The sequence below is a fragment of the Paenibacillus sp. 01T443 genome (genome assembly GCF_056398325.1).
This window is the reverse complement of record NZ_JBFTPE010000008.1, coordinates 455,846-471,388: the sequence shown is the minus strand read 5'-3', so window position 1 is coordinate 471,388 and position 15,543 is coordinate 455,846. Positions and strand designations below refer to the sequence as shown.

15 protein-coding genes are annotated in these 15,543 nt (G+C 46.9%); 5 read left to right on the top strand and 10 right to left on the bottom strand.

The features are described 5' to 3' along the window. Window positions 1-31 precede the first annotated feature (31 nt). Window positions 32-886 carry an SDR family oxidoreductase gene (locus AC1DLI_RS16050; protein WP_477604192.1) on the bottom strand — a complete coding sequence of 285 codons (855 nt, stop codon included), beginning with the start codon at window positions 884-886 and terminating at the stop codon, window positions 32-34. A 177-nt stretch (window positions 887-1,063) separates the two neighbouring features. On the opposite strand from AC1DLI_RS16050, the gene AC1DLI_RS16045 reads away from it, so the two are divergent. Continuing rightward, complete coding sequence (locus AC1DLI_RS16045) at window positions 1,064-2,374, top strand: amino acid permease (RefSeq protein WP_477604190.1); 1,311 nt, start codon at window positions 1,064-1,066, stop codon at window positions 2,372-2,374. A gap of 14 nt (window positions 2,375-2,388) precedes the next feature. On the opposite strand, the gene AC1DLI_RS16040 is transcribed toward AC1DLI_RS16045, so the two are convergent. The 4 genes from AC1DLI_RS16040 to AC1DLI_RS16025 all read right to left on the bottom strand — a co-directional run bounded on the left by AC1DLI_RS16040 (window position 2,389) and on the right by AC1DLI_RS16025 (window position 5,183). Next, window positions 2,389-3,162, bottom strand: a complete 774-nt coding sequence (locus AC1DLI_RS16040; protein ID WP_477604188.1) for a YqcI/YcgG family protein — start codon at window positions 3,160-3,162, stop codon at window positions 2,389-2,391. Window positions 3,163-3,237: 75 nt separating this feature from the next. After that, window positions 3,238-3,864: a LysE family translocator gene (locus AC1DLI_RS16035; protein WP_477604186.1), complete on the bottom strand. Its 627-nt coding sequence runs from the start codon at window positions 3,862-3,864 to the stop codon at window positions 3,238-3,240. 76 nt (window positions 3,865-3,940) lie between these two features. Continuing rightward, the gene (locus tag AC1DLI_RS16030; protein ID WP_477604184.1) at window positions 3,941-4,531 is read right to left on the bottom strand and encodes a DUF1989 domain-containing protein; all 591 of its coding nucleotides are present in this window, start codon (window positions 4,529-4,531) and stop codon (window positions 3,941-3,943) included. Window positions 4,532-4,604: 73 nt separating this feature from the next. After that, complete coding sequence (locus tag AC1DLI_RS16025) at window positions 4,605-5,183, bottom strand: alpha/beta hydrolase (protein WP_477604182.1); 579 nt, start codon at window positions 5,181-5,183, stop codon at window positions 4,605-4,607. A 125-nt stretch (window positions 5,184-5,308) separates the two neighbouring features. On the opposite strand from AC1DLI_RS16025, the gene AC1DLI_RS16020 reads away from it, so the two are divergent. The 4 genes from AC1DLI_RS16020 (at window position 5,309) to AC1DLI_RS16005 (ending at window position 9,622) form a co-directional block, all read left to right on the top strand. Next, window positions 5,309-6,934, top strand: a complete 1,626-nt coding sequence (locus tag AC1DLI_RS16020) for a PhoX family protein (protein ID WP_477605030.1) — start codon at window positions 5,309-5,311, stop codon at window positions 6,932-6,934. Window positions 6,935-7,009: 75 nt separating this feature from the next. Then, complete coding sequence (locus AC1DLI_RS16015) at window positions 7,010-7,225, top strand: twin-arginine translocase TatA/TatE family subunit (RefSeq protein WP_477604180.1); 216 nt, start codon at window positions 7,010-7,012, stop codon at window positions 7,223-7,225. 1 nt (window position 7,226) lies between these two features. Next, window positions 7,227-7,964 (top strand): twin-arginine translocase subunit TatC, encoded by a 738-nt coding sequence (gene tatC, locus AC1DLI_RS16010; protein WP_477604178.1) that lies wholly within the window; start codon window positions 7,227-7,229, stop codon window positions 7,962-7,964. A 206-nt stretch (window positions 7,965-8,170) separates the two neighbouring features. Further along, window positions 8,171-9,622 (top strand): amidase family protein, encoded by a 1,452-nt coding sequence (locus tag AC1DLI_RS16005; protein WP_477604176.1) that lies wholly within the window; start codon window positions 8,171-8,173, stop codon window positions 9,620-9,622. Window positions 9,623-9,749: 127 nt separating this feature from the next. Here AC1DLI_RS16005 and AC1DLI_RS16000 read toward each other — a convergent pair whose 3' ends face one another. From AC1DLI_RS16000 to AC1DLI_RS15980, 5 genes are all read right to left on the bottom strand, one after another. Beyond that, the gene (locus AC1DLI_RS16000) at window positions 9,750-9,959 is read right to left on the bottom strand and encodes a YrzA family protein (protein ID WP_477604174.1); all 210 of its coding nucleotides are present in this window, start codon (window positions 9,957-9,959) and stop codon (window positions 9,750-9,752) included. A 52-nt stretch (window positions 9,960-10,011) separates the two neighbouring features. Beyond that, window positions 10,012-11,385: a sugar porter family MFS transporter gene (locus AC1DLI_RS15995; protein ID WP_477604172.1), complete on the bottom strand. Its 1,374-nt coding sequence runs from the start codon at window positions 11,383-11,385 to the stop codon at window positions 10,012-10,014. 226 nt (window positions 11,386-11,611) lie between these two features. Continuing rightward, window positions 11,612-12,955, bottom strand: coding sequence for an AraC family transcriptional regulator (locus AC1DLI_RS15990; protein ID WP_477604170.1), 1,344 nt, complete (start codon window positions 12,953-12,955; stop codon window positions 11,612-11,614). Further along, window positions 12,930-14,381 carry a sensor histidine kinase gene (locus AC1DLI_RS15985; RefSeq protein ID WP_477604168.1) on the bottom strand — a complete coding sequence of 484 codons (1,452 nt, stop codon included), beginning with the start codon at window positions 14,379-14,381 and terminating at the stop codon, window positions 12,930-12,932. Before AC1DLI_RS15985 ends, AC1DLI_RS15990 begins: the two co-directional genes overlap by 26 nt. Beyond that, entirely contained in the window at window positions 14,378-15,373 is a 996-nt protein-coding gene (locus AC1DLI_RS15980; protein WP_477604166.1) for a substrate-binding domain-containing protein, read from the bottom strand. The genes AC1DLI_RS15985 and AC1DLI_RS15980 overlap by 4 nt, the downstream gene beginning before the upstream one ends. Window positions 15,374-15,543 lie beyond the last annotated feature (170 nt).

Genomic DNA, 15,543 nt, shown 5'->3' with positions numbered 1-15,543 from the left:
GAGAAATGAGCTGTTTTTTCAATTGAGCATTTTATTTGCCTCTTCGCGTCAGCGCAGCCAAAGCATCCCATTGCTCATCGGTTACTTCTGACAAGCCATTGAACTGGCCTGCGCCTTGCAGCCATTCTCCGCCGTCAATCGTTACGACTTCCCCGTTCATATAGGCCGCATAGTCGGATATAAGGAAAGCAGCCAGATTTGCCAGCTCTTCCTTGTTGCCGACCCGCTTCAGCGGAATGCGGCCAATCATTTTTTCTTCCAGTTCTGGCGTAGGGGAGAGACGTGACCAAGCGCCCTCTGTTGGAAAAGGACCAGGTGCAATGGCGACCTGGCGAATGCCGTAATTTGCCCATTCGACGGCAAGCGACCGGGTTAAGGCTAATACGCCCGCTTTTGCAGCAGCGGAAGGAACTACATAGCCTGATCCGGTTGATGCATAGGTTGTGACGATGTTCAGCATCGTACCGCTTCTGCCCTCAGCAATCCATCTCTTCCCAACCTCCAGTGTCGTATAGAAGGTACCGTGCAAAACAATGTTTAAGACGGTGTCAACGGCATTTGTCGAGAGCCTTTCCGTTGGGCTTATAAAATTACCGGCCGCATTATTGATAAGAATATCGATATGGCCAAAATGGCTTTCAACGGCATCAATCATGTCTTTTACCTGATCGGGATCACGCACATCACAACATTTGTGGAAAACTTGGCTTGCTTCCAGGCTCATTGCTTTAGCTGCTTGTTTCAGTACTTCTTCCCGGCGGCTTGCTATCGCGAGGCGAGCGCCGAGCGCAATGAATTTCTCTCCCATGGCGCGGCCTAGACCGGTCGCACCGCCTGTAATGAGGATAACCTTTCCTTTCAGCAGCTCAGGGGAAAAAGGTTCCATTCGATCAATCTCCTTTTCATACAAAAGATTGTAATTGATTAATCATATCGATGCCGGCATCGGGTTATGTATTTAATCGATCCTTCGTATTCGAATCGGCGGAATCCAGAGCAGCTTCAACTGAGAATAAAAACCAGCTGTGAAGCGAACAGTACAAAAGAAATGGAGGCGACAGGGATGCGGACATCTCAGGATAAACTGTCCTGGTGGCAATTTGCTTTGTTTGGCGTAGGCTGCACGATAGGAACGGGATTTTTTCTAGGCTCGGGAATCGCGATAAAAAAAAGCGGTTTCTTCGTGCTCTTAATTTTTTTGCTGGCGGCGATCGCTACTCTATTTGTATATGAGGCTTTGGCGCAGATGACAGCTGAGCATCCCGAGAAGGGCTCATTTAGAACCTATGCCAAATTAGCGTTCGGCAGGTGGGCTGGTTTTAGTTTAGGCTGGGTTTATTGGTCCTCTGAGATGCTTATATTAGGAAGCTCATTAACGGCGATAGGATTATTTTCACAATATTGGTTCCCGGGCATACCGCTTTGGATTTTTGCCGCAGGCTACTCGGTTCTTGCTTTGTTCGTTGTTATTTTGGGCTCCAAAGGGATTAACAAGGCAGAAAATATTTTTGCTCTCGTCAAAATGGCAGCAATCGTTATGTTTATTATCGTTGCGGGATACGCAATGGTTAGAGGGATAGGCAATGTTCATTCTATGAAAGAAAGCTTGTCTGAATGGGGCGACGCGGGATGGGTAGGTGCCTGGAAAGGATTGCTCTATGCGTTTTATGCTTTCAGCGGCATTGAAGTCATGGGGTTTATGGCAATGAATTTGCGTCATCCGAAGGAAGCTCCTAAAGCGGGATGGATTATGCTGTCCATCGTAACGGTGTTGTATATTTGCTCCATCGGCATCGCGCTTCTTTATATGACAAAGGAGCAGTGGCTGCCAGATGAAAGTCCGCTCATTATTCCTTTGGTTGCGATGAATCTGCCGGTGCTGGTCCATATATTGAACGGCGTTCTAATCATTGCCGGATTTTCGATTCTCGTTGCCTCTTTATACGGAGTCTCCGCCATGCTGATGACCTTATCCGAGGATGGGGATGCCCCAAAATGGCTGGCAAAGAAAATTGGGAAACGAGAGCTCCCGCTGTATGCGTTAGGCGTCAATACGGCGGGGCTGTGCGTCTCCATTGTCCTCGCATTACTGATGCCGAAAAAAATATTCGAGCATATTACGACTGCCGGAGGTTTGGTGCTTCTATATACTTGGCTGTTTGTGCTGGTTACCTATCTAAAGCTGATGAAGCCCAAAGCCGGCGGGCAGTTGAAAACATGGATTGCCATCGGATTGATTGCTGCCGCGGTTTCCGGTGTCCTTGCGGAGCGGACGGGGAGAGCCGGTTTTTGGAGCAGCTTGCTGATCGTCGTTATCGTGCTTCTTATTACTATGGTTATGAATCGGATCTGGGCAAAAAAAGCGCAAGCCTAGCTTCCTCTTTGCCGTTATTTATGAAAGCGCAGGCTCATGCCTTTAAATTTGTTTTTCATATAAGTATAAGGACATTTGGACGGAGAGCTCTCATCATCCCGCAAAAAATATTGCTTCCACTCATGATTATCTTCCTGGCCGTACCATTTAAGAGAGTGGTGGGCGGGTACGCCGTCGTATTCCACTAGTTTTTGACGGATAAGTTTTTTCATGTTTCGTCCAAACGGGGTGGAATCATTGATTTCCTCGAAAACGAAACGCGGCTGAAAGGCGATGAGAAAATAAGGCGATAAACGGCTCTTGCGAACGGTGTGGGCAGGTGTGCTGCAAAAGGCGAAATAAGGATGGCCATCATAGCAGAATTCCCAAGAGTGATGGGAAGGGTCTGTTGATATGGCATCCGGCCAAGGTGTCTCATCCTTTGCGCTGACACGGCTTAATACTGACCAAAACAGCTCCTCGTAATCTTCTATCGTATAGCTGCTGCGCAGCTCTTCCGTCGTCTTAAAAAAGATAACGAGCGAAGCGTATTTCCCCGTTTCACGAGCACTTTCGCCATACTGCCGCAGCAGCTGCGACACCTCGGTAATGGCTTGCTCGTCTCGAGGATCGGAAGCAAAACCAAATCGTAAATTATTCGTTAGAAAGCCATAACGGCCGGGTATACAGGGATAACTGTTGGCAGGATCTGCAATCATGCTTGCAAATTGGCGATAAGCATCCTGCTGCCATTCCGGTATATGAATGAAGTTCTCATCAAGCCATGCCTTACTTGTTAATTCAGCCATAAAAAAATATAACCTCCTTCAGAAAGTATGACGAAGCATACTATGCGGAGAAGGTTTTATGGGTGAATGCCTGATTTAACGGGTGAGCTGCAAAAAAGCTTGATAGCCGAAGTAGAGTCCGAAGCCGATCAGAGAGAGTCCGGCTCCTGCGGAAATGATTTGCAAGGTCATTCGATTTCCGAACTTATGGAAGGAGCTTGCGAGTATGGCCATGACAAAATCCCAAAGCAAAATGCCGGCAAAAATACCAAAGCTATGCCACAGCACTTGAGAGACACCGTGGTTCTGAACACTTTCTGCCAAAATGGAGCCATAAATACCGAGCCAAAATAAAATGTTGAGTGGGTTCGTGAGCGCCATCAGAAATCCGGAACGAAAGGAGCTTGATCGGGTGGCTGTTTCGATTACGCCTGCTTCAGGCATTTTTTTCATATTCTTCAAGGTTTCGATCCCGGTATAAAGAAGGACAAAGCAGCCAAACAGCCACAGAAAAGTTTTCATAAACGGGGTGCTCAAAAAATGCGCCAGCCCAAAGTAGATGCACAGCATGTACAACAAATCGGCGCACATTGCTCCAAACCCGACCAACCATGCATGAGTAAAGCCGAATCTTGCGCCCTTATCCAACTGAGCGGCATTGATCGGTCCGATTGGCGCGGATAAAGATAAACCTAAAAACATATAAGCGAAAAAAGCACTCATAAGCATCGCTCCTTGATTAGAAATGGACATGTACAAGTCATTCTATTCAAGGTTCTTTCATGGTAGAAGAAGCTAACTAAAGGATTTCGGCCTCAATTGCTGTGCAATTGTAGCCGTTGCATGCGCTCTCGGCGCAAGGACAAGCAGAAATGGCGATGATTAAATCCATTTCCGCACGGAGCTCAATATAGTCTCCAGGCTTAGAAAGCGGTCGTTCAACGCTGATTTGCCCTGAAGGTTTTATGACCGTATTCATGAATAGGTTGAAGGGGTAATGCTGATCAGGCGAGGGAATGCCGAAAGCGTCAAGCGCATGATTTAGATTATGGTAGCAGCTAGCATGTTCCTTCTTATCATAAAGCAGCTCGTACATTTCTGAACGGCATGCTGGATTAATAAAATCATGCTGTCCTACGGTATCGGATAAGACCGTGAGAATCGGTCTGTATTTATTGGAGTACAGTTTGTCTCCGGGCTTTACTTTCATTGCGTGCAAGGCATCCATGGTTACACCGGGATCTAGCCTCTCGCTAAAATCATCGCAACGATAAGCGACAAGGTCAGCAACCTGCTCGCCCTCGATGTCGGTCACCCGAAGGACCTGCCCGGTTTCCATTCGGAAGCTAAAACCTTTTGTTGCGGGAATCTGCCAATGTCGTTTTGTCATGAAAATCCTCCTGCTCAGCTATGCCTGTTCATCCTATCAGTATGGCTAATGCAGGGATTTGTCATGCAATGCTCTAGCTGTATGCGAGGTAACGTCCGACAAAATCAGAGACCTTCTGCTCGTAAGCTGCTTTGTCCGTCGAATAAGCCATACCGTGGCCGGCACCCTCAGCGATATAAATTTCTTTCTCTGTCTTGCATGCCTCATAAAGTCGCCACACCATTTCGGTAGGTACAAAGGTATCTTCCGAGCCGTGTATAAATAGCGTCGGCAGCTTGTTCTTGTCGAGCTGCTTGAGTGCCGAGGCTTCGTTAAAATGGTAGCCTGCTTTCATGCGAGTCAATAAGCTCGTCGCCGGCAAAATAGGAAAGGCCGGAAGCTTGTAAATCCGCTTTAGTTGATAAAGGAGCTGATCATACACGGAGGTATAGCCGCAGTCCTCGACAATAACTTTAACCTGTTCCGGAAGCTTCTCTCCGCTAATCATCATGACGGTAGCTCCGCCCATCGAAATGCCATGCAATACGATTTGCGCAGATTCGCCAACCGCTTCTATAATTTTTCGAATCCAAAGTAGGTAATCCTTGCGATCAGGCCAGCCAAAGCCGATATAATCTCCTTCACTGCCGCCATGCCCCCGATCATCAGGCATGGAATGATAATCATTCCGCCATTTACAATATTTCCAGGTTAAGGTGACATTGGCTTAACAGTTCCTTATTATGCTTGTCTAAGAGTAGATCACATACAAGAGGAGTGGAAAAGTTGAACAAATCGATGGATCGCAAAACCTTTCTTTCGTATTTGGGTACAGGTGCAGCTGCACTTGCAACAGCATCGGCAGGTTTAGGGGTTTTAAACGGCAAAGCCTCTGCTATGTCTGCAACAGCTGATCATTTGTTTGGATTTAACACGAACCGGGTTAGCGGCTATTTTGAGCCGATTTCTCCTTCTAAGGAAGATCAGCTCCTTTTGCCAAAAAACTTTAAATATGATGTGATCGCTGCCTTTGATGATGTAATAAACGAAGCGGGAGAAAAATTCGGATCTGGCTGCGATTATAATGCTTTCTTTCCAATTAAGGGATCGAATGTTAGAGGGCTTCTCGTTAACAACCATGAATACAGCACGATTTTCTCGATTGGTCCCGTGAAGGACGGCAAGATGACAGCGGATCAATTGCATAAAAATCTTTATTACCAAGGCATGTCCGTCATCGAAGTGTACCGTGATGAGAAAGGGACATGGAAGATGGATAAAACCTCGACGCATGCCCGCCGAATCAATGGATATACGAAGTTTCAGCTTACAGGTCCTGCAAAAGGCAGCACTGCCGTAGGCGGCGCAACCTCTGCTGTCGGTACGTTTGCGAATTGCTCGGGCGGTGTAACCCTCTGGAATACCGTGCTTTCCTGTGAAGAAAATTTCGCGGAAACTGCAGCAGCGTCCAAGCTTCCAGAAACGCATTACGGCTGGGTAATTGAAGTAGATCCCTTCGATAAGTCGTACCTGAAGAAGCATACTGCGCTAGGCCGCTTCAACCATGAGAATACAGCAATGGGGCTTGCGCCTGACGGCCGTGTCGTGGTGTACATGGGCGATGACAAAAAAGACGCATGCGTCTACAAATTTGTAAGCAAAGGGAAGTTCGATAAGCTAAAAGGCCGTGCGAATTCTGCTCTGCTGGAGGATGGCACGCTCTATGTTGCCAATTTGAAGAGCGGGAAGTGGATGCCGGTCACTTTGGATGAGGTTATCAAAGCTGCCAAGGACAAGCCTGACGCGCTGAAAAAATTCAAGACGCAAGGCGATGTCGTTACCTTCTGCCAGGAGGCTGCACTGCTTGTGGGAGGCACGCCAACCGATCGACCGGAGGATATTGAAATTTCGCCGTTTGACAATACGATCTTTATCTGCCACACAAACAATGATAATCATGGAAATATTCACGGTCATATTACTCGAATATTCGAAGCGAACAATGATTTGGCCGCTTTGGAATTCGACTTTGAGATTTTTGCCGCAGGCGGCCGCCAATCCGGATTCAGCTCGCCTGATAACCTGGCGTTTGATTCCAATGGCCATCTTTGGGTCGTGACGGATATTTCGAGCAGCAGCCAAAATAAAGGTGTTCATAAATCGTTTATGAACAATGGATTATTCGTCATTCCGACGAGCGGACCGGATCAGGCAATGGCACTGCAATTTGCTTCGGCGCCAGTCGAAAGCGAGCTTACGGGTCCGTTCTTTACGCCTGATGAGCAAACCTTATTCCTTTCGGTGCAGCATCCAGGCGAGAATACAACAGATTTAAGCAAGCCTACAAGTACATGGCCGCACCGTGCAGGCGATACCAAAGCAAGATGCGCGGTTGTTGCGATCAGCGGATTTAAGCTTGGCTAATGGATGAAGGTGCTTTGCAAATAGCCGCGGACTTGTTGTCTGCGGCTGCATTTTAACTTAAAAGGGGCTGAGGATATGCCATTTGGCAATATTGGAATCGGAGGATTAGTATTAATCCTTATTATCGCACTTATCATATTTGGTCCTTCGAAGCTGCCGGAGCTCGGACGCGCTTTTGGCAGAACGTTAAGCGAATTTAAAGGGGCAACCCGCGGGCTTGTAAACGGCGATGACGACGAGAAGCTCAAGCCTGAGGAGACGCCGGAGGCAGCAGCGTCGACTGCGAAATAAGATGAGCAATCCGAATGATCAAAGCTTAATCGGACATTTGGAAGAAATGCGTTCAAGGCTGATTCGAACGCTTGTCGCGTTCTTAGTCGCCATGGCGGCGGCCTTTATCTATGTGAAGGATATTTATCAGTGGCTGGTAAGAAATGTGGATCAAAAGCTGGTTCTGCTAGGGCCTTCGGATGTCATATGGGTATATATGATGATTGCCGGTGTAGTCGCCATTGCGATTACATTGCCTATAGCTGCTTATCAAATCTGGAAGTTTGTCACGCCTGCGGTGCCAAAGGAAGCACAGCGCGCCGCTCTTGTGTTCATTCCAAGCATTAGTATATTATTTATCGTCGGCATTTGTTTCGGTTATTTCATCTTATTTCCGATGGTACTCCATTTCATGAATGAAATGGCAGCAAATGAGTTTGTAACGATGTACACGGCCCAGAAATATTTTACTTTCATGATTCATATGACCGTGCCCTTTGGTCTTCTGTTCGAGATGCCGGCAATCGTCATGTTTCTGACCAAGCTGGGCATTTTGAATCCAAATAGGCTCGCTAAGGCAAGAAAGCTTGCTTATTTCATTCTGGCGCTCGTTGCGATCACGATAACTCCTCCTGATATTCTGTCTGATATTATCGTCATTGTCCCGCTGTTTTTACTTTATGAAATCAGTATTTCCATCTCCAAAATGGTCTACCGCAAGCAGCTGAAGCTGGCAGGTGACGAAGGGATGGCAGCATGACTGCAGATGAATAGGGAGAGAAGGCTGAGAATAGCCTTCTCTCCTTTTGTTTTAAATATAAGGAAGTATGAGATGAAATGTTTTTCAATCCATAAAAATAATAATAACTTGCCCGGGGGAAAGAAGCAGAGATGTTCTTTGCCAAAAAATAGTATATACTAGGCTCATACTGCTTTTATTCGGATTATATAAGGGGCAATCGGGACATGGAAATCGTAGAGGCAACCATTTCGTCCATTCAAGCAGCAATGGCATCAGGCGAGATTACGTCACGCGAACTGGTACTGCGTTATTTTGACCGGATCGCAGCTCATGACAAAGAAGGACTAACGATCAATTCCGTGATTGAGCTTAATCCCGATGCTTTGTTTATTGCCTCTGCGCTGGACAGTGAGCGCGCTGCGAAGGGTCCGAGAGGCCCGCTGCACGGTATTCCGATTTTGCTAAAGGATAATATAAATACAGGCGATAATATGCATACGAGTGCGGGATCCCTAGCGCTTGCGGGTTCCTTCGCGGGAGAAGATGCTTTTATCGTGAAGAGGCTTAGGGAAGCAGGCGCTGTCATTTTGGGTAAAGCGAATATGACGGAGTTTGCTAATTTTATGACGGAAGGCATGCCTTCCGGCTATAGTTCGCGCGGCGGACAAGTTCTTAACCCCTACAACATATCGACGCCGACAGGCGGATCGAGTGCAGGCTCGGGAGTGGCTGTAGCCTGTAATTTCTGTATGGCTTCCATCGGAACAGAGACCTCTGGATCAATACTCAACCCAGGGAATTTAAGCTCCACGGTGGGCATTAAGCCGACCGTGGGACTTGTAAGCCGTTCGGGCATTTTGCCGCTTTCGAACACGCAGGATACAGCAGGACCAATGGCCAGAACGGTAACGGATGCCGTGCTTGTATTGAATGCGATCACCGCGCATGATGAAGGCGATGCTGCTATGGGAGCGGGCTATTGGCGAAAGCAGGAGGATTACAATGTTTTTCTTGATCCCAAAGGGCTTGAAGGCGCACGAATCGGGATTCCGAGAGATTATTTCTTCGAGGAATTAACGGAAGAGCAGCTTGGTATATTTAACGACGCAGTAGCGCTGATGAGAAAACAGGGAGCTGTGATCGTTGACCCGGCAGACGTGAGAACCGCCCGTCGAATTGTGTATTCCTCCGTTGTGTTGAATGAATTTAAATCATCGTTGAATGCGTACTTATCCAAACTGCCGCCCGGCTTCAAAATACGGACGCTCAAGGACATTATCGCTTTTAATAACGAGCATCCGGTCGAGACGTTGAAATACGGGCAAGTAACATTGCTGCGCGCTGAAACGACAACCTCAGGAACGCAGACCGAGGTTCCATATCTTCGGGACCGTGCGGCAGATCTAAGGTTCTGCAAGGAAGAGGGGCTGGATGCGACAATGAAGGAGCATCAATTGGATGCGTTGTTGTTTCCGGCGGATTTCGGCGCAAGAATTACTTCGCGCGCTGGTTATCCCTCTATTGTTGTTCCGGCAGGCTACACGGCCAAAGGAGTGCCGTTTGGCGTTACGTTCGCTGCCAGAGCCTACGAAGAGCCGATGCTCATTAAGCTAGCTTATTCCTATGAGCAGGCGAGTCTGGTACGGCGGCCGCCTTCTTTAAAGAGCTTTATCTAACTGCTTCTATTTGCCAAGCAACGAGCATCAAACGAGGTTTGCGAAAAGCAGAGCCTTAACTCATAAGTTAACAATAAAAACCCTCCCGACTGTTGTTCGTCAGGAGGATTTTGTTGCGCAAAGCGAATTATTTTTTTGCTTTAAAGTGGATGACCGCGCTATAAAGCATTTTTTCGACTTTGGGATTGAATACGGCATGATGGCTGACATGGAATACCTCTAACAGCAAGCCTTTGTTATTCTCAATTTGCTGATCGATTTTCAGTTCCAATGTTTTCAAATCATAAGCCTCGAAAAATTCGATTTTGTTTTCAATGAGATCTAATCGGAAGTCCATTTGTATATCTCCTAAGAATAGATTAAAGTGATACATCTATTATACAGAGATATTACTTCGCCCACAAAGATTCAATTTCCTCGAGCGATTTACCTTTCGTCTCCGGTACAATTCGCCAAGTGAATAAGAATGCAATCAGCGCCATGCTGCCGTAAATCCAGAACGTGGCTGCAGGTCCGGCGGAGCCGAGCAAAGGCGGGAACGTTTGTGATACGAGATAATCCGCCGCCCATAGCACCATTGCAGCGATCGCCGTCGCTTTTCCGCGGATGCGATTCGGAAAAATTTCGGAAATAATTACCCATACGACAGGACCCAATGAAATCGCGAATGAAGCAACGTAGAGCAAAATAAAAATTAGCACGAGCGGACCGGCTGAATGACCCGTTTGAAAAGCGATGCCAATGACTAACAGACAAATCGCCATCGAAGCCGAACCGACCAGCAAAAGCGCTTTTCGTCCAACTTTATCAATAAGCCATAAAGCGATAATCGTGAACAAGAAGTTGATGAAACCAACCAAAATCGTTTGAACCAGTGAAGCGTTTGTACCTGCGCCCGTTGCTTTGAATATCTCGGGAGCATAGTACATCACCGCATTAATGCCGGTTACCTGCTGAAGAAAAGCTAATCCTACGCCGACAATCAAAGCGATTCGAAGTCCCGGACTGAACAGCTGCTTGATTGATCCGCTTTCCTGTTCAAAGGAATGTTTGATATCGATGACTTCTTTCCTTGCCAGCTCTTCCCCGTGGATACGCAAAAGAATTGGCAATGCGGCCACTGCTCGTCCTTGCTTGATTAACCATCGCGGGCTTTCAGGCACGAAGAATAGTAAAATTAAGAACAATAGACCGGGAACGGCTCCAACCCCAAACATCCAGCGCCAAGCAGAGGTTACGCTCCAGGCTGCATCGCCAGCGTTAGAAATCCATAAATTCACGAAATAAGTAAGGAAGATGCCGGTAACGATAGCGAGCTGATTAAGAGCGACGAGTCTGCCGCGGAATTTCGCGGGAGCAATCTCGGCATTATAAAGCGGACATAAGGTAGACGTTATGCCGATTCCGATTCCGCCAATAATCCGAGCAATAATAAATCCAGAGAAGCTTTCGGGAATGGCTGAACCGATCGAGCTGATAATAAACAAAAATGCTGCTGCAATAAGTACTCTTTTCCGTCCAAAGCGATCACCTAAAATGCCTGACATAGCCGCGCCAACAATACAGCCGATGATTAAGCTTGAAACGGCCCATCCAACCTGCAGTTTTGTGAGGTCAAAATGCTCCTCCATAAAACCGATAGCTCCTGATACGACCGCTGTATCGAAACCAAATAATAATCCGCCAAGCGCGGATACTATTGAAACAAGCGTCACAAATTTCATGCTTACTTGTTCGGTTGTGTTAGTTATTTCTGTTCGCACCTTCTTATTCTCCTCTCTGACAATCCCATCCTGCTTTAAAACGAATTTTATTATATCACGCAAAACGAAGGGGCCAGTGAGCAAACATCTTCATTATTCAGTGATGTTCCCGCATTTATTTTGGAAGATCGGCGAATGCCGTTACGTTTTGGAAGGACTAGCATTATGTTGTTCACCTGAACACAAAAAAATCCATGTCAAGCGACATGGACTTTACAAATCTTGCTTATTTCGATTGACCGCGGTAATCGGAGGGGGTAACGCCAGTTACTTTTTTAAATACGCGGCTAAAGTAGTTAGGGTCGTTGTAACCGACCTCGAAGCATACTTCCTTGAGGCTTAGCTGGCCTGTTGCCATTAACGCTTTAGCTTTGTCGATACGAAGCGCTGTCACAAAATCGATAAAGGTGGTCCCAACCTGTTGTTTGAAAATTTTACTGAAATAGTGGGGATTAAGGTGGACGGAATCAGCCACCTCTTCAAGTGAAAGATCATCAGTAAATCTCTCTTGAATGTATTTTTTTGCTCGATCCAGAACGGTCTGCGTTTGCTGCTCCCGCTGCTCGCGAATGCGCTGCATTGCCGATAGCACATAGGCATCGGGAACGGTTTCCGTTTGTGAAAGCTGGATTTCCCCGCTGCTTATAGAATGACCGGTTCCTTGTTTTAATTCGTCGAAGTGGCATATATTTCCATGTTTGTTGAAATAATTAGATGCAAACACCGCTTCGAAATAGGATTTGCGAAGTCCTTCCGCACCTGAGCGCGTCTGACCGATACCGATCATAATATCAACCTCCAGCTGACGTGCAGCTATCGCACTCAGCTCTTCACCCATGGTATGTACAGCTTCTTTCCAATCCGCATCGGTGTGGAAGGACGCTTTGTTAAGAAAGATTGCCATATGGCGATCGATCAAGGAGCTGACGATACTGCTCTTTACACAGGTTTTGACAAAGCTTCGAATGGTATCGTAGGTTTTTTGCTTATTTTCTGTTTTCACCTGCTCTGGAAAGGCGATTACAATGGCGCAGCCATGCTCGAGTGAAAAACTCAACCATTCTGATATTTGCATGATATCGGTATAAGTCACCGTATCGACCATAAACATCATCGCGAGCTCATTTTCTGCCAAAGGCATCAGCTGGGACAGCTTATGTCGGATCTCGAGTTCATCGGAACGCTTCCGCTTTTCTTGCTCCAGCTCCTGAATAAGCTGTTGGAGCGTTAGGACGATTTGCTCGCGCTTGGCTGGTTTAACAAGATATTCTTTTACACCAAGTGAAAGTGCTTCTTTGGCATAAGCAAAATAATCATAGGCGGTGACCAGGACGAATTTGGTATCCGGCAAGTTTGATTTTATTTCTCTTATGGCGTCTAAGCCCTGAATCCCCGGCATATTTACATCCATCAAGATGATATGAGGGCGATGCTCCTCGGCCCGTTCAATTGCGATGCGTCCGTTCTCAGCATGGATGATTTGAAACGTATTTGGCAGCATCCGCGCAATGATCCATTCTAATCCTTCGCGCTCAAGCGCCTCGTCATCCGCGATTAACAGTCGGTACATGGTTATGTTCACCGTCCTTACCGGAAGGAATCCGAATGATGATCTTCGTTCCTTCGCCAAGTTTGCTTTCAATATTTACGAGCCCGCTCACGCCATAAAATAATTGGAGACGTTTAAATACGTTTTTTGTGCCAAGTCCGGCAGATTGTTTGTTTTCAGTCTCAGCCTCGAGACGGAGTAAGGCTTGACGAACCTCATAGCTCATTCCGCTGCCATTGTCTGAAACCGAGATGCATACGCCGTCCGCGTCTTGTGTAATCTCAAGCCGAATGACAGCATCCTTCTCCATGCGTTCAATACCGTGCAAAAAAGCATTTTCTACGATAGGCTGAAGCGTTAACGCAGGGATCGGCTGCTGCAGCGCGGATGGATCGATGGCCATTTCGAGCTTGATCCGTTCGCGAAAACGTGCTTGCTGAATAATGAAGTATTCCTTGACATGCTCAACCTCGTCCTCCAATGTGACCGCATGAGCGAGATTGCGCAAATTGTACCGCAGCAGATTAGACATCGAGATGATGAGATCGCTCGTTTTTTCTGCGCCTTCTATGAGCGCCAGCTTCGACAATACATTTAGCGTATTGAAGAGGAAGTGTGGATTAATCTGGCTTTGCAGCGCTTGAAGCTCCAATGCTTTGACAAGGCGGTCTTTCTCCAGGCTTTCTTTATCCTTCTCGATCATTTCGAGCAGGTCACCTGACATTTGTTCGAATGCGCCGGTAAGCAGACCCAGCTCGTCTTTAGCAGGATAGGTAAGTGTATTATGCTGTAAATCGCCCTTGGAAATTTGTTTCACACGCGAGACAAGCCTGCTGACAGGAACGGTTATGCTTCTAGAAATCCAGACGGCAAGCAGAATGCTGAGCAACGTGTTGATGATGAAGACAGAGGCTCCAAGCAGATACATGGTTTTATTTTCAGCTTGAATTTTCTTGTATATTGGTTGATAAATACTTAACTCCAGATCGACGAGCTGCTGCTCATCCTCTCTAATGAAGCCGGCTGTTTTCTCCGCTTTCTCATAATGGTCTAATGATGTTAATAAGGTCTCGGCAGTTACTGCCTTAAAAGCTGCTTCCTCCTGCTCAATAAACGTATCTAACATATGATTATAGCTCGTTAATTTTGCAGAGTGGAGGGAGGCATCCGAATGGTCTTGCAGCATAACGCGAAGTTCCGTCAGCTTGTTCAAACTGTTCAAAAACAGCTCGTAATTACTGTCATCCGGGTTAAGTAAATAGGTATGAAGCGCGCCAAGGTTACGCTCTACCGTTTGTATAGATTGATTGTACAAGAGAAGGCGGTCCATCATTTGATTATAGCTTTGCTGGACCAGTTTACCGCTTTGAAATAAAAAGAAAGTAACGGAGTTGACAAGAAGAACGAGTAAAGGGATAAAGAGGAGCAGCTTGGTGCGTATGGTCATGAGCCCGTTTCTCCCGTCTCGTTTTTTAAAGTTGGCTGATCCATCACCTTGATCTTCGTAAAATGCTGCTCGGGGAGCTTCTTCCCTTGGAAAAAATCATTCAGCAGCGTGATGGCATCGTAACCCATATCATAGGGCTGCTGGACGATGGTCGAATGAATTCTGCCGCTCGCGATTTGCATTAGCGTCTCTTGCAGTGCGTCAAATGCGAAAATTTGCGGGCCTTTTGGCCGCAACCGCTCGACCGCATCTGCTATGCCGATGCCATCTAGCGCGCTAAGTCCCACCATATACTCTAAGTTCGGATATTGAATCAGCAGCTTCTCTGTTTCCCCGGTTGCCTGCAGGCGGGAGATATCGGATGAACGGACGTCAACGAGCGAGAGCTCTGGAAACCGGCTGATCACCGAACGGAAGCCTTCCAGACGGAGCTGTTGATTAGGGGCCAGCTCGTTCCCGATCATAACAGCGACGCTGCCCCGGTTTTCTGCCGATTTGGCAACCAGCTCACCCATTGTTTTTCCTGCATCCGCATTATTCGTACCTACGTAAGACAGGCGATTGCTAGTTGGTTCATCCGTATCGACGGTTATGACGGGAATCCCTTGGCTCACCGCTTGATTAATGATAGCCACCGATTGCGGATCATTCATCCCTTGCACCAATAGCGCATCCGCTTTGGCAGAGATTGCTTTTTCGAGAAGCTTTATTTGCTCTTGCGGGTCAATGCGAATCGGGCCTTCATATTCAAGCTGCATGCCATATTTAGCGGAAGCATCAATTGCGCCTTGTTCAATCGAGCGCCAATAAGGATTGTCCAGCTCCTGCGATATCAGTATGACATGACGCATCGCTGCTTGGCTGGAATCGTCGGAGAGGATTGGTTGAATGAGCTGCCGAATGCGCATCGTGGATAAGTAAAAGCAGGCAAGCAAGCTGATAAAAATAAGTAGAAGGATCGCGATGGCGATATTCCATTTTCGATGGGACATGTTACAGCTCCTTATAACGACCAGATCTATTGGATTATTATACAAGAACCTTTTTACAATCCAAAATTCACACCTAACAATCATAGTTTCAAGCGGTAAAGTGAGCCTTATAAACCTTAGAAGCTTCCTTTTTCATTTCATTAGGACCCTATTTAAATTAATCTTTAAGT

What these genes read in the sequence shown, in the direction of transcription:
- AC1DLI_RS16035 (WP_477604186.1), bottom strand. Translation starts at nt 3,864, where the DNA reads ATGAGTGCTTTTTTCGCTTATATGTTTTTAGGTTTATCTTTATCCGCG.
- AC1DLI_RS16040 (WP_477604188.1), bottom strand. Translation starts at nt 3,162, where the DNA reads ATGGCTGAATTAACAAGTAAGGCATGGCTTGATGAGAACTTCATTCAT.
- AC1DLI_RS16005 (WP_477604176.1), top strand. Translation starts at nt 8,171, where the DNA reads ATGGAAATCGTAGAGGCAACCATTTCGTCCATTCAAGCAGCAATGGCA.
- tatC (WP_477604178.1), top strand. Translation starts at nt 7,227, where the DNA reads ATGAGCAATCCGAATGATCAAAGCTTAATCGGACATTTGGAAGAAATG.
- AC1DLI_RS16025 (WP_477604182.1), bottom strand. Translation starts at nt 5,183, where the DNA reads ATGCCTGATGATCGGGGGCATGGCGGCAGTGAAGGAGATTATATCGGC.
- AC1DLI_RS16015 (WP_477604180.1), top strand. Translation starts at nt 7,010, where the DNA reads ATGCCATTTGGCAATATTGGAATCGGAGGATTAGTATTAATCCTTATT.
- AC1DLI_RS16030 (WP_477604184.1), bottom strand. Translation starts at nt 4,531, where the DNA reads ATGACAAAACGACATTGGCAGATTCCCGCAACAAAAGGTTTTAGCTTC.
- AC1DLI_RS16000 (WP_477604174.1), bottom strand. Translation starts at nt 9,959, where the DNA reads ATGGACTTCCGATTAGATCTCATTGAAAACAAAATCGAATTTTTCGAG.
- AC1DLI_RS15990 (WP_477604170.1), bottom strand. Translation starts at nt 12,955, where the DNA reads ATGTACCGACTGTTAATCGCGGATGACGAGGCGCTTGAGCGCGAAGGA.
- AC1DLI_RS15980 (WP_477604166.1), bottom strand. Translation starts at nt 15,373, where the DNA reads ATGTCCCATCGAAAATGGAATATCGCCATCGCGATCCTTCTACTTATT.
- AC1DLI_RS16045 (WP_477604190.1), top strand. Translation starts at nt 1,064, where the DNA reads ATGCGGACATCTCAGGATAAACTGTCCTGGTGGCAATTTGCTTTGTTT.
- AC1DLI_RS16050 (WP_477604192.1), bottom strand. Translation starts at nt 886, where the DNA reads ATGGAACCTTTTTCCCCTGAGCTGCTGAAAGGAAAGGTTATCCTCATT.
- AC1DLI_RS16020 (WP_477605030.1), top strand. Translation starts at nt 5,309, where the DNA reads ATGGATCGCAAAACCTTTCTTTCGTATTTGGGTACAGGTGCAGCTGCA.
- AC1DLI_RS15985 (WP_477604168.1), bottom strand. Translation starts at nt 14,381, where the DNA reads ATGACCATACGCACCAAGCTGCTCCTCTTTATCCCTTTACTCGTTCTT.